A 13,000-nucleotide genomic window follows, 5' to 3' on the forward strand; every position below is an offset into this window, starting at 1 on the left:
AAAGAACGAGATCGACTAGCGAAGAAGGGCTTGGGTGCTGAGCAGGTGAAGACCGCTTGAAGACCGCCCCGAAAACCGCGCTAGTGACCGGTGGCGGATCTGGCATCGGGCAAGCCGTCGCGCAGCGCCTGCAAAAAGACGGCATCGACGTGGCCACCATCGATCTCCGACCCTCCGACGCCGAGCTCGCCTATACCGCCGACGTAACCGATCGTTCGCAGATCGACGCCGCTTTGTCCGCTATCCACGACCGGCTGGGTCCGGTCACGATCCTGGTGAACGCCGCCGGTCTGGATGGGTTCAAGCGGTTCGGCAACCTCACGTTCGAGGAATGGCAGCGCGTTTTGGATGTCAACCTCAACGGAACTTTCCACGCGATTCAGGCGGTGCTGCCCGACATGGTGGAGGCCGGTTGGGGACGGATCGTCAATATCTCGTCGTCCAGCGCCCATTCGGGCCAGCCGTACATGGCGCACTATGTGGCCGCAAAGTCCGCGGTCAACGGACTTACCAAGTCGCTGGCACTCGAGTACGGGCCCAGCGGCATCACGGTAAACGCAGTCCCGCCGGGCTTCATCGACACCCCGATGCTGCGCAACGCCGAGACGCAAGGGTTCCTCGGCGATGTCGAGCAGAACATCGCCAGGACGCCGGTGCGCCGGATGGGCAAGCCCGAAGACATCGCCGCCGCTTGCGCCTTCCTGGTGTCCGAGGAGGCCGGCTACATCACCGGCCAGATCCTGGGCGTCAACGGCGGCCGCAACACCTGAGAGGCCTTAAGGAGAGTGCAACGATGAAGGTCTGGGTTGATCCCGAACGCTGCCAGGGGCACACCCTGTGCTCGATGATTGCGCCAAATTCCTTTCAGCTCAGCGACATTGACGGCAGCTCGTCGGCCGTGCGCGAAGTCGTTCCCGACGACCAGCTGGACCAGGTCAGGGAGGCTGCCCAATCCTGCCCGGAGCAGGCCATCATCTTGACCGACTAACACCAAGGGGAGACGGCACTTTGAGGGTGAATGACGTCGTCGGCGATAAAGACGGCGACAGCGATCGGAAGAAGAATCGGTATCACTTCGATCGGCACACCGCCGAATACCGGTCGCAGTTCAAGACGATCACCGAGGAGATGCACGCCCAGTGCCCGATCGCGTGGACCGACACCTACGGCGGACACTGGGTCGCGGCCGGCAGCAACGAAGTGTTCGAGCTCGCCCGCTGCCCGGCGGTCTCCAACGACCACGACATCCACGGCGAACGCCGCGGCTACAAAGGCATTTCGATTCCCACCGCCAGCCGGGTCAGTGTGGTGCGGGGCGGCATCCTGGAAATGGACGACCCCGAACATCGCACCTACCGGACGGTGCTCAACCCGTATCTGTCACCGGCGGCGGTCAAGCGCTGGGAGCCGTTCATCGACGACGTGACCCGGGCCTGCCTCAACGAGAAGATCGAGGACGGTCACATCGACTTCGTCGACGATCTGGCCAATATCGTGCCCGCCGTGCTGACCCTGGCGATGCTGGGCATCCCGCTGAACAAGTGGAACATGTACAGCGAGCCGGTCCACGCCGCGGTCTACACCCCGGAACACTCCCCCGACATCCAGCGGGTGACCGAGATGCACCGCCAGATGGGCCTCGACATGGTCAACAACATGATCGAGATTCGCGAAAACCCGCGTCCCGGCATCGTCAATGCCCTGGTGCAGATGCGCATTGACGACCAGCCCGCACCCGATCTGGAGATCCTCGGGAATCTCGGGCTCGTCATCGGCGGCGGCTTCGACACAACGACCGCGCTGACCGCTCATTCGCTGGAATGGCTTTCCGAGCACCCGGATGAACGCGAGCGGCTGCGGCAGTACCGCGACGCGCTGCTTGACCCCGCGACCGAAGAATTCCTGCGCTTCTTCACCCCGGCACCAGGTGATGGCCGAACATTCTCCGACGACGTCGCGCTCAACGGCACGCAATTCAAAGAGGGTGAGCGGCTTTGGATTTCGTGGGCGATGGCCAATCGTGATCCCGCGGTGTTCCACGAGCCGGATGAGGTCGTCCTCGATCGTAAGGGCAACCGGCACTTCAGTTTCGGCATCGGCGTGCACCGGTGTATCGGATCGAACGTGGCCCGCACCGTGTTCAAGTCGATGCTGACCGCGGTGCTCGACCGAATGCCCGATTATCGCTGCGATCCCGATGGCGCCGTGCACTACGAGACCATCGGCGTCATCCAGGGCATGCGCAAACTTCCGGCCACGTTCACCCCTGGCCGCCGGGTCGGCGCCGGGCTCGAGGAGACCCTGAACAAGCTGCAACGCATTTGCGACGAGCAAGAACTCGCCCGCCCCGTCACCGAGCGCAAGGAAGCGGCGGTCATCGACTAGTGGCGATCGGGGTAACCACCATCCGACTGAGCCACCCGTTAGCGGGCCCGTTGACGCGCGCGATTTTTCAGAGTAGGCCTGTGCAGCGTGGCCGCGCTTTATATTCAGTCCGAGCGCGCGTACGACAGATGGGAGACGCGTCGGTGAAGACCGTGGCAGTGACCCTTGGGCTTGCCGTGGCCGCGCTGACTCTCACGCCGACCGCCCGTGCGGACATGCAGATTGGCAACTACACGGCGAACACGGACCGGGATCGCGGCCACAACTGGATTTGGGCGATTCGGCCGTGCGTTTCTCGCGCACCGGGATGCCTGACCATCCAAGGAGTACCGCAACCCAACGGGCAAGCGGCGCCCTACAAAGAGGACGCGTACCTGTCCAATGGCCGCTACACCATGACCGTCGATGTGCCAGATGGCGTGCGCTGCGTGGTGCAGTTTTTTCCCTCGCATGACGTCTATTCGTGGGATGCGGTGACATTGAGCGGCGAACTGGTCACCACGTACGACACCGGGTGTGGCGGCGGCCCAGGGGGCACCGACACTTATCCCTTCACGCTCGTGCGATGGTAGCCGCGAACGCCTTCCTCTGCGGGGACGAATTCCCGTGCGAGACCCTTTCGGCAGCGACTCTCCTGCAGTGATGATGGTGACGGGCGTGAATCGCAGTGGGTGACGCGAAGCCGCCGCCAGATGACTCGGCCATATCGCAAGCCGAGGCGATGGCGTTGCTGGAGGAAGCCGAGGCAGAAGCCGCCGAAGCCGAAGCATTGGCCGCCGCCGCCCGCGCGCGTGCCCGTGTCGCCCGGCTACGGCGCGAAGTGCAGGCCGAATCCGCCGAGAGCGCTGAGGCCAAGCCCCCCGACGAACAAGGCCCCGATGTCGAAGAGTCCGATTCGGAGACCCACGAGGAAGCCGCCCATGAAAGCCAGGAACGCTTCGAAGCTGCGGCACCGGAATCCCAGCGGCCGAAGTGGCGCAGGGCCGCAAGCCGGTTGTTGTCACCGTTACCGATTTCCAAAGTGGCCGCGATAATCCTCATCTGCGCATTTGTTGGCGCCAGCGGATACATGTTGTGGCAAGACCGCAACGCCACCGAGCGAAGCCAACGCGCTGCGAACTTCATCGCCGGGGCCAAGCAGGGCGTAGTCAACATGGCGTCCTTGGACTTCCACAGGGCCAAGGAGGACGTCCAGCGGCTACTGGACAGCTCCACCGGCCAGTTCAGGGACGACTTCGCGCAGCGTGCAAACGATTTCGTGACGGTGGTCGAGCAGTCCAAAGTGGTCACGCAGGGAACGATCAATGCGGCGGCCGTCGAATCCATGGACGAGCATTCCGCGTCGGTTTTGGTCGCGGCGACATCGTCGATCACTAATGCCGCTGGCGCCAAGGACGAGCCGCGTGTGTGGCGCCTGCGGGTAACCGTGACTGAAGAAGGCGGACAGTACAAGATGTCGAAATTGGAGTTCGTTCCGTGACCGGTGAAAGGGATGAAACCCACGACATCGAAACCACCGATACCGCAGAGGCCGCAGAGGCCGCAGAGGCCGCAGAGGCCGCAGAGGCCGCCAAACGAACCAAACGCGAGCCGCGGGACCGATCACGCACGCTACGCAAAGTGAAGGTCGTTCCTGCGACTCTGATACTCCTGCTGCTGACATCCGCCGGTGTGGCGACGTGGCTGTACTTTGAGCGCTATCAGCCAAACCGACGGACCGATCCCGGCGTAGCCCGGGTGGTCGTCAGCGCGGCCTCCGAGGGAACGGTTGCGCTGCTCTCATATTCACCCGAATCGCTCGACAAGGACTTCGCGACCGCCAAGGCGCACCTTTCCGGGGATTTCCTGTCGTACTACAACCAATTCACCGAGCAGATCGTGGCTCCGGCGGCCAAGCAGAAGTCGTTGAAAACCACCGCTCACATTGTCGGGGCCGCAGTGTCGGAGTTACACCCGGATTCGGCCGTCGTCCTGGTGTTCGTCAATCAGACCACCACAAGCAAAGACAAGCCCGACCCCTCCATGTCGGCGAGCAGCGTCCGGGTGAGCATGACACGTATCAATGGCACCTGGCTGATCACCAAGTTCGACCCGGTCTAGGACCTCGGTAGCGTTTCAGTGCCGAGCGTGAAGCTGGCTTCACGTGAGCCGCCCAACGTGAAGCTGGCCGCACGTTCGCTAGCCGCGCGGCAATCCCAGCACCCGCTGGGCGATGATATTGCGCTGGATCTCCGAGGTTCCCCCCGCGATGGTGCCGGAAAAGCTTCTGGCGTAACGCTCGAACCAGCTGGCGAAGTAGTGGTCCAGGTTCATCGGCGCGTACGGCCCGGTCAGCGCGGGACTAACCAGCCCGTCGGGCCCGGCGGCCGACAGGGCTTGCTCAAACGCACGCAGTTCCGCTTCGGAACCGAGCAGCTTGAGCACCGAGACGGCGGCGACGTCGTCTTCGCCACGGGAGGCGCGTGCTAGGGCCACCGAGCCCAACAGCCGCAAGGCCTGCTTGTCCATGATCGTGGTCGCATAGTGGTCGCGTTCCAGCTCGGTGGCCGGCCGGAAATCGGCGATCACGTTGTCCAGCCGGTCGGCGAAACCCAGCCACATCATCGTGCGTTCGTGACCAAGGGATCCGTTGGCCACGCGCCACCCGCCGTTGAGCGAGCCCACCAGGTTTTCCGCCGGCACCCGAACATCGGTGAAGAACACTTCGTTGAAGTCCAGGTCGTCGGCCGAGCAGATGGACGGGAAGGGCCGGCGTACCACGCCTTCGGTATCGGTCGGGATCAGTAATACGCTGATGCCCTTGTGCTTTGGCGCATCGGGATCGGTACGCACAAAGGTCAACAGCACATCGGCGTCGTGTGCGCCCGAGGTCCACACCTTCTGCCCGTTGACCACGAAGTGGTCGCCCTCGAGGACGGCCCGGGTACGCAATGACGCCAAGTCGGAACCCGCGCTCGGCTCGCTCATCCCGAGCGAAGCGGTGATCTCAGCGCGCAGGATCGGCACCGCCCACCGATGTTTCTGCTCGTCGCTGCCGAACGACAACAACGACGCCGCAACGATATTCACGCCTTGCGGATTGAAGCTGTGATAAATCCGCCGGCGGCTGAGCTCTTCGAGGTACACGAACTGCTGTAACACCGTTGCGTTGCGCCCGCCGAATTCCGGTGGCTGACTGGGCAATAGCCAGCCGTTTTCGAACAGCAACCGCTGCCAGCGGCGCGCCCACGCCGGCATGTGCGACACCGACCGCGGACGCTCCTGCGTTTCGCTTGCGGGCGGCAGGTTTTCGTCGAGAAACGCCGAGAACTCCGCACGGAACTCCTCGACCTCGGAATCAAAAGTCAGCTGCACGGTACTCCTCGGCGATCCGGGCTCGATGCTGTGCGGCACCCCCGAGCATCAACTCACCGGCTTTGGCCCGCTTCAGAGCGAACTGCAGATCGTTCTCCCAAGTGAATCCCATTGCGCCGTGCAGTTGGATGCCGTGGCGGAATACCAGCGACTGACACTCCCCCGCCGAAGCCTTGGCCATGGCGGCGGCCAGCCGGCGGCGCGGATCGTCGGCGGCGATGGTCAACGCCGCGAAATAGGCAAGTGCGCGAGCGCGCTCCACGGCGATGTGCATGTCCGCGGCCTTGTGTTGCACCGCCTGGAACGAGCCGATCGGCACCCCGAACTGATGCCGGCTCCGGACATGTTCGAGTACCAGATCGAGGATGCGCTGGCAGGCACCGACCATGTGGATTGCCATGCCAGTCAACGCAATATGGCTCGCGCGCTCCGCGTCGGCGGATAGCCGCGAGCTGTCGGGGATCCGGACTGCGTCGAACGACAGATCCGCGACATGCAGCACCGGGTCGAACACCGATTCACGTCGAGTCGACACCTGAGGGGCCTCGACGAGGAAGACCCCGGCCTCGGTGACCACCGCCAGCCGGTCGGCACGATCGCCGTCCAGAACATGACGTGCCGTGCCATCGAGCACCCAACCGTCGGCGGCACGGCGAGCCGTCACTCCGCTGTACACCGCGGTGCCCGACTGGTGTGGGTCGAAGCGGTCCCCGGCCAAGGGCGCGAACTGGCTCATGGTCGCCAGGAACGGGGTGGGATCGGTGGCATGCCCTAGGGCTTCGAACACGATGGCCAGCTCCACCGCGCTGGCCGGGTCGCTGAGCTCTGTCCAACCTAGGTCGACGTAGGCCTTCCAGAGCGGGTCGGAGTCGACGCCGTCCTCGGCCACACTGCGGACCAGTGACGGCGGGCACTGCTTGGTGACCACATCGCGCACCGTGTCCTGCCACAGCCGTTGATCGGCATCGAACTCCAACAGCATCGCGGGGCCGCCTCCCACTGGACAACGTCGTCGATAGCAAGCGAGAATAACATTCTCTGATGCGGAAGCAGTAATCTCGGAAATGGGCTATGGGGTGCAGTCCGATCAGGTAAGGACCTAATGGTGGATGCCGCGACCACGCTGTGCGAGATCGAGGAGATCAAGCAGCTCAAGGCCCGATACTGTCGCTACCTGGACACCAAGCGCTGGGATGACTGGCGTCAGCTGTTCACCGACGACTTCGTGAGTGACACCTCGCCGTCGGGCGGCAAGCGGATCGCCGGCGCCGACGAGTTCGTTGCCTTCGTTCGCAACGCACTGGGCAAGCAACCCACCGTGCATCAGGTGCACGCTCCAGAGATAGCAATGACATCGCCGAGGAGCGCGACGGGGATATGGGCGCTCGAGGATGTAGTGCGCTTGGCCCCCGGCATCAATCTGCACGGGCGCGGTCACTACCACGAGACCTACCAGAAGCTCGACGGCCGGTGGCTGATCGAGACATCCACGCTGACCAGGCTGCGCGAAGACATCGTCAATCCGCTTTTCTCCGTTCGTCTTTCACCACGGTTGCGGGACCTGGGCGCCGCCGTGGCACGCAGGCTCGGCTCATGAAAAGTCAAACAGTGCTTGTCACAGGCGCTTTCGGACAAGTCGGGAAGCGTTGCGTGCAGATCCTGCTACACCGCGGCCACACGGTAATCGCCATCGATCTGCGCACCGACGCTTCGGCGACCACCGCTGGGGCCATGGCACAAACCGCGCTGATCCCGGAATTCATCGACCTGCTCGACGAACCCGCCGTCGCCGACGTAGTGCGACGTCATCGACCCAGCGCGATCGTGCACCTAGCGGCGATCGTCGCCCCGCCTTCATACCGCAACCCCCGGCTGGCCCGCCGCGTCAATGTGGACGGCACCCGAAACCTGGTCACGGCAGCACAGAAGCTCACTGCGGCACCGCTTTTCGTGTTCGCCTCCAGTGCGGCGGTCTACGGCTCGCGCAATCCTTACCGCCGTCCGGAACGCATCACCGGAGAAACTCCGGTGAACCCGATCGACCAGTACGGCGAAGACAAGGTCCTGGCCGAAGCGGCCATCATTGAAAGCGGTCTGCCTTACGCCATATTGCGGCTTGCCGCGATCGTCTCCCCGGACGGTGCGACGACCCTCGACGGTGATTACCTGGTACTGATGCGGGCCACTCCAGCCGACAACCGCATGCACGCAACCGACGCGCGCGATGTCGCGCTTGCCTTCGCCAACGCCGTCGAGCGCCGCGACGCCGTTGCCGGCAAGGTGCTCGTGATCGCCGGCAACGAATCCAACGTGCATCTGATGAGCGACCTGCAGGACGACGTGATGGCCGCGGTCGGCATCGGCCGGCTCGGACCCTCTGCCGGCCTGCCCGGCAATCCCGACGACGAGCGGGGCTGGGCGTTCACCGGCTGGTTCGACACCGCGCAATCCCAGGCGCTGCTCGACTACCAAGAACACGACTGGCCGGAAACCCTTGCCTGGGTTGCCGACTCGATGGGCCGGCGCCGAACGCTGCTCATGGCACTGGGTCCGGTGATCCGCCCGGTGATGCGCGCATTGCTTGCCGTGCAGCGGCGATGCGAGCACCGCGGACCTTACGCCGACCCGTGGGCATTCATCGGCGAAAAGTTCGGTTCCGAGGCGCTGGCGTCCACCGCCGGCTGAGGGCTCGGCATTGGCGTCGACACGCCACTGAGCATTGCGCAATTGACCCTCGCGTAAAGATACAGTTGCCCGAATTGCGCATGAAGTTGGGTGGTGATGAGCAAAAGCGCGGTCGACAATATGTCGCGCCGGGAATTTCTGGCCAGACTCGCTGCCGCCACCAGCACCGGGGCCCTTATGTCGTTGGCCGGGCCAGTGATCGAAAAGGCTTACGGCGCGGGCCCGTGCTCGGGACATTTGACCGACATCGAGCACATCGTGCTGTTGATGCAGGAGAACAGGTCGTTCGACCACTATTTCGGCACGCTCTCCAGCATCGACGGGTTCAGCACCGCGTCCCCCTTGTTTGCGCAAAAGGGCTGGAACCCGCAGACCCAGTCGCTGGACCCGGCCGGCGTTACCATTCCCTATCGCTTCGACACCACCAGGCCCCCGTTGCTCAACGGCGCCTGCATCAACGACCCCGACCACGATTGGGTCACGATGCACCTGTCCTGGAACGGCGGGGCCTGTGACAATTGGCTGCCGGCGCAAGCACGATCGCGCTCGGTGGCCAACACTCCCGTGACCATGGGATACCATACGCGCCAAGATCTTCCAGTTCATTTCCTGCTGGCCGATACGTTCACGGTCTGCGACAAATACCATTGCTCGGTATTGGGTCCAACATTTCCCAACCGGCTGTACTGGCTGAGCGCCTGGCTCGATCCCGACGGTACCGACGGCGGTCCGCTGTTGGAAACCGTCAAAAACTCACCCATCGGAAAATACAGCTGGCGCACCATGCCGCAAAACCTCAGCGATGCCGGGGTTAGCTGGAAGATATACAGCGACAAGATATTAGGGCCCGCCGTCAACAACTACGTGGGCTATGACCAGATCATGCAGTGGTTCAAGCAGGCCGGGGATCCGCGTTCGGAATTGGCCCGATTCGGCATCGCTCCGACCTACCCCCGCGACTTCGCTGCCGACGTGAAAGCCAATCGGCTACCGAAGGTCTCCTGGCTGATTCCCAACTTCATCGAGTCCGAACACTCCGCGATGCCCAACGCGGGCGGCGCCGTCGCGATGCTGGATACGATGCGGATCCTGCTTTCCAATCCGGCGGTGTGGGAAAAGACCGCACTGATCATCAGCTATGACGAAAACGGCGGCTACTTCGACCACGTGGTGCCCCCAACCGCGCCGCCGGGAACGCCAGGCGAGTACGTCACGGTACCTGACATCGACACCGTGGGGGCTTCCGGTGGCATCCGCGGACCGATCGGCTTGGGCTATCGCGTCCCGTGTTTGGTCATCTCGCCGTACAGCCGCGGCGGGCTGATGGTTCATGACGTGTTCGATCACACCTCACAACTTCGATTGATCGAGCGCCGGTTCGGCGTACCGGTACCTAACCTGAGCGCGTGGCGCCGCAGCGTGACCGGCGATATGTCATCGACTTTCAACTTCGCCGTCCCACCAAATCCGTCGCAGGTCAACCTGACTCGGCCCCGTGTGTTGTCGGCACTGGCGCAATGCGGGCTCGGGCTGGAAGCGGTGACGGGAATCTTTCGGCTGAATCCTCCTTACCGGGTTCCCTATCCGCAGACGATGCCCGCCCAGGAGCTCACGCCGGCCAGAGGAATTCCCAGCGGTCCCTGCTGAAACCCGCGCCCTCAAACGAATAACCCCGAGCCCGGCTGGTCCCAATAGTCGAGGTTCACCGCGTCGGCTACCGGGCGGCGACGAACGCGACCGTGCTTGCCCTTCGGCCACCCGACCACGATGTGTCCGGCAAGCATCCAGTCCTCGGGTACGCCGACGGCTTCGCGCAGCAGTCGTTCTCCCCCATACGAGGCCCAGCTCGTCATGCAGGCACCCAGGCCTTGCGCGCGGGCGGCCAGCAGAAAATTCTGCATCGCGGGGAAAATCGATCCGCCCAGCAACAGCTCGGAGGCCGTCTGGTAGTGCTGTTGCGCGAAGAGCACCGAGGTGAATTCTCCTGCCCGGTCATGTAATTCGTAAGTCGCGCGGTAGGTACGGGCCCGGCGGCTGTGGTCGTCCGCGCCGGGCCGGCTCATGCCGTAAACCGGCTCGATCACCCCTAGCGCCTGGGCCGCGGCCTTGGCCACCGCGGCGCGCTGTTGCGGCGACCTCAACACCACGAAACGCCAGGCTTGTGCGTTGGCGCCGGAAGGGGCCCAGGTGGCCGCTTCCAGGCAGCGCGCCAGGGTGGCGTCGTCCACCGGCTTGTCGGTGAAGCGCCGGATCGTGCGAGCGGTCGACATCACCTCCCACACGTCTCTGGTTGCGCCTGTCATGAATCCCTGCTTCCTGTCGGTAAGGCAATTCCCGTTTCCGGCAAGCTAATTCGTTGGTCGTCGTTGACGACTCTAAACTCCTTGCTATGGACAGCGAAACATACCAGCGGGGACGACAGATCCGCTCCGAAGTTCTGGGCAAGGAATACGTCGACAAGGCGATCGCCCAGGCCGACGAATTCACCGGCCCCCTACAGGATCTCGTCACCGAATACTGCTGGGGCGCGGTATGGGGACGAGAGGGCCTGACCCGAAAGACGCGCAGCATGCTCAATCTGGCCATGACCTCGGTCCTCAACCGGCCACACGAATTGCGCACCCACATCAGGGCGGCGCTGACCAACGGCGTCACTCGCGAGGAGATCCGCGAGGTCTTCCTGCAGGTTGCCATCTACGCCGGCGTGCCGGCCGCTGTCGACAGCTTCCGCACCGCCGGCGAGATCTTCGCCGAACTCGACAACGGCTAGCTCTTCATCAACAGGGACCGCTGGGGATCCCACGAGCAGGCGTGGTTTCCTGACCGGGCATCGACTGCGGATAGGGCACCCGATAGGGAAATGGCGAATGGTATGAATTCGCAATGTTCCCCAGCAACGCGTTCGGTACGCATTGCGGCAGTTTGGCTAATGCTCCCAGTAAGGGATTGTCAAGCTTGGGCGCCGCTGGATTCGCCGGGACGGCGAAGTTGAAGGCCGATGTCATATCGCCGACCACGCCGTCGCGCCAGGGAGTCAGGTTGGGCACCGGAACGCCGAACCGCGCCCGGATCAACTTCAGCTGTGAGGTGTGATCGAACGTGTCATGCACCATGAGCGGGCCGCGGGTGTACGGCGACATAAGAATGCACGGAACGCGGATACCCAGACCGATCGGCCCGCGAATACCACCCGAGCCGGCTACGGCGTTGATGTCGGGCACGGTGATGTATTCGCCTTGCGTCCCCGGCGGCGCCGTCGGCGGTACCACATGGTCGAAGAAGCCGCCGTTTTCGTCGTAGCTGATGATCAGCACCGACTTTTCCCACACGGCCGGATTGGAGAGCAAAATCTTGAGTGCCTTCACAATTGCGATGGCGCCGACGTTCACCGGAAACGCCGGATGCTCGGACTCGAGGAACGGCGGAATCAGCCAGGAGACCGCCGGAAGTCTATTCGCTTTCACGTCGTCGGCGAAGTCTCTTGGGTACGCCGGGGCGATGCCGTAGCGGGCCAGGTTCGACCTCGGATTCTGGGCCTGCATGAAACTCTGGACCAGCCCGTTGTCGGAGAACGGCGAGTTGATGAGTGGCCCAGTGCTCTTGTCCTGGTACACCTTCCAGCTCACGCCGGCTTCTTCGAGGTTTTGCGGCATGATGCGCCAGCTGTAGTTCGCCGCCGGCGCGAAGCCCGGCTCGACCAGCACCGGCCCTCCGTTGGTGCCGGCGGGGTCGATGTTGGCGCTGAGCCAGTACAGCCGGTTGGGCAAGGTGCCGCTCAAGACCGAGCAGTGGTACCCATCGCAGATCGTGAATGTGTCGGCCAGCATGTAGTGAACAGGGATGTCTTTGCGGGTGTAGTAGCCGATGGTTGCGGGTGTGTCGGCAACCGACCGGGTCGCCGCCTGTGCCGGCAGCCAACCATTGTTGGCGCCGCCGTTCCACGAATTGTGGATCGCGATCCATTGGTGGTCGGGGTCGTTGACACACTCGCCGTTGAGAAATGGGCCCCGGGTCGTGTCCAGACGGAATGGCAAGGTATTTCCGGCAGGGTCAAGCGATTGCGTCTGCGGATTCCACCCCGGTTGCGAGAACACTACCGGCGGAGTGGGGTCGCCGAACCCGCGGGTGCCTGACAGCGTGCCGAAGTAGTGATCGAATGACCGGTTTTCCTGCATCAACAAGACGATGTGCTCGATATCGCTCAAATGCCCTTGGCACGGCCCAGCACCGTATGCCTTTTCGATTACCGGGCCGGCCCAGTCCATCAAGAATGCCGCGGCACCGGCGCCGCTTAGTTTGGCCAGAAATTCTCGGCGTGGGATGCTGCGGAATTTGCTGTCGGCCACGGACCGCCTTCCTGGTCAAATACCCGGTCACGATAAAGCGGCCTTCGTGATCAAACCCGCAGGGGCAACGGCGTGTCACCCGGGACTTGTCCAGCCCCGCCCGGCGTGCGTTCTTGCCACTGTTAGCTGCGCCGGATTGCGGCGGCGGCCGGCGAGACGGCGCGGGCGGCCGGCACCGCGCAAACGTCGAGAATGCTATTATCCGGATAGAAGAACTACACTTGCATCTA

At 63.5% G+C, this 13,000-nt stretch carries 14 protein-coding genes; 10 read left to right on the plus strand and 4 right to left on the minus strand.

What is annotated here, in order from left to right; genetic code table 11:
* Positions 1 to 56: 56 nt before the first annotated feature.
* The 6 genes from AWC27_RS00445 (at position 57) to AWC27_RS00470 (ending at position 4,485) form a co-directional block, all read left to right on the plus strand.
* The gene (locus AWC27_RS00445; protein ID WP_085668458.1) at positions 57 to 770 is read left to right on the plus strand and encodes an SDR family NAD(P)-dependent oxidoreductase; all 714 of its coding nucleotides are present in this window, start codon (positions 57 to 59) and stop codon (positions 768 to 770) included.
* Positions 771 to 793: 23 nt separating this feature from the next.
* Positions 794 to 988, plus strand: coding sequence for a ferredoxin (locus AWC27_RS00450; RefSeq protein ID WP_085668459.1), 195 nt, complete (start codon positions 794 to 796; stop codon positions 986 to 988).
* Positions 989 to 1,008: 20 nt separating this feature from the next.
* Positions 1,009 to 2,385, plus strand: a complete 1,377-nt coding sequence (locus tag AWC27_RS00455; protein ID WP_085668461.1) for a cytochrome P450 — start codon at positions 1,009 to 1,011, stop codon at positions 2,383 to 2,385.
* Positions 2,386 to 2,513: 128 nt separating this feature from the next.
* Positions 2,514 to 2,957 carry a hypothetical protein gene (locus AWC27_RS00460; RefSeq protein ID WP_085668462.1) on the plus strand — a complete coding sequence of 148 codons (444 nt, stop codon included), beginning with the start codon at positions 2,514 to 2,516 and terminating at the stop codon, positions 2,955 to 2,957.
* Between the two features lie 95 nt (positions 2,958 to 3,052).
* Positions 3,053 to 3,865: a hypothetical protein gene (locus tag AWC27_RS00465; RefSeq protein WP_085668464.1), complete on the plus strand. Its 813-nt coding sequence runs from the start codon at positions 3,053 to 3,055 to the stop codon at positions 3,863 to 3,865.
* On the plus strand, positions 3,862 to 4,485 hold the full coding sequence (locus AWC27_RS00470; protein WP_372516848.1) for a hypothetical protein: 624 nt from the start codon (positions 3,862 to 3,864) through the stop codon (positions 4,483 to 4,485). Before AWC27_RS00465 ends, AWC27_RS00470 begins: the two co-directional genes overlap by 4 nt.
* Before the next feature lie 78 nt (positions 4,486 to 4,563).
* On the opposite strand, the gene AWC27_RS00475 is transcribed toward AWC27_RS00470, so the two are convergent.
* Both AWC27_RS00475 and AWC27_RS00480 read right to left on the minus strand, forming a co-directional pair.
* Positions 4,564 to 5,739, minus strand: a complete 1,176-nt coding sequence (locus tag AWC27_RS00475) for an acyl-CoA dehydrogenase family protein (RefSeq protein ID WP_085668466.1) — start codon at positions 5,737 to 5,739, stop codon at positions 4,564 to 4,566.
* Positions 5,723 to 6,721, minus strand: a complete 999-nt coding sequence (locus tag AWC27_RS00480) for an acyl-CoA dehydrogenase family protein (protein WP_085668469.1) — start codon at positions 6,719 to 6,721, stop codon at positions 5,723 to 5,725. The genes AWC27_RS00475 and AWC27_RS00480 overlap by 17 nt, the downstream gene beginning before the upstream one ends.
* Positions 6,722 to 6,841: 120 nt before the next feature.
* Here AWC27_RS00480 and AWC27_RS00485 point away from each other — a divergent pair, with 120 nt between their 5' ends.
* The 3 genes from AWC27_RS00485 to AWC27_RS00495 all read left to right on the plus strand — a co-directional run bounded on the left by AWC27_RS00485 (position 6,842) and on the right by AWC27_RS00495 (position 10,071).
* The gene (locus AWC27_RS00485; protein ID WP_085668471.1) at positions 6,842 to 7,336 is read left to right on the plus strand and encodes a nuclear transport factor 2 family protein; all 495 of its coding nucleotides are present in this window, start codon (positions 6,842 to 6,844) and stop codon (positions 7,334 to 7,336) included.
* Positions 7,333 to 8,424 (plus strand): NAD-dependent epimerase/dehydratase family protein, encoded by a 1,092-nt coding sequence (locus AWC27_RS00490; RefSeq protein ID WP_085668473.1) that lies wholly within the window; start codon positions 7,333 to 7,335, stop codon positions 8,422 to 8,424. The genes AWC27_RS00485 and AWC27_RS00490 overlap by 4 nt, the downstream gene beginning before the upstream one ends.
* A 96-nt stretch (positions 8,425 to 8,520) precedes the next feature.
* Entirely contained in the window at positions 8,521 to 10,071 is a 1,551-nt protein-coding gene (locus tag AWC27_RS00495) for a phospholipase C (RefSeq protein WP_085668476.1), read from the plus strand.
* A gap of 11 nt (positions 10,072 to 10,082) precedes the next feature.
* Here AWC27_RS00495 and AWC27_RS00500 read toward each other — a convergent pair whose 3' ends face one another.
* Positions 10,083 to 10,727, minus strand: a complete 645-nt coding sequence (locus tag AWC27_RS00500; protein WP_085668478.1) for a nitroreductase family protein — start codon at positions 10,725 to 10,727, stop codon at positions 10,083 to 10,085.
* Between the two features lie 86 nt (positions 10,728 to 10,813).
* On the opposite strand from AWC27_RS00500, the gene AWC27_RS00505 reads away from it, so the two are divergent.
* Positions 10,814 to 11,194: a carboxymuconolactone decarboxylase family protein gene (locus AWC27_RS00505; RefSeq protein WP_085668480.1), complete on the plus strand. Its 381-nt coding sequence runs from the start codon at positions 10,814 to 10,816 to the stop codon at positions 11,192 to 11,194.
* A gap of 7 nt (positions 11,195 to 11,201) precedes the next feature.
* Here AWC27_RS00505 and AWC27_RS00510 read toward each other — a convergent pair whose 3' ends face one another.
* On the minus strand, positions 11,202 to 12,746 hold the full coding sequence (locus tag AWC27_RS00510; RefSeq protein WP_139836694.1) for a phospholipase C: 1,545 nt from the start codon (positions 12,744 to 12,746) through the stop codon (positions 11,202 to 11,204).
* Positions 12,747 to 13,000: the final 254 nt, after the last annotated feature.

This window comes from Mycobacterium szulgai, from assembly GCF_002116635.1.
Taxonomy (GTDB): Bacteria; Actinomycetota; Actinomycetes; order Mycobacteriales; family Mycobacteriaceae; genus Mycobacterium; species Mycobacterium szulgai.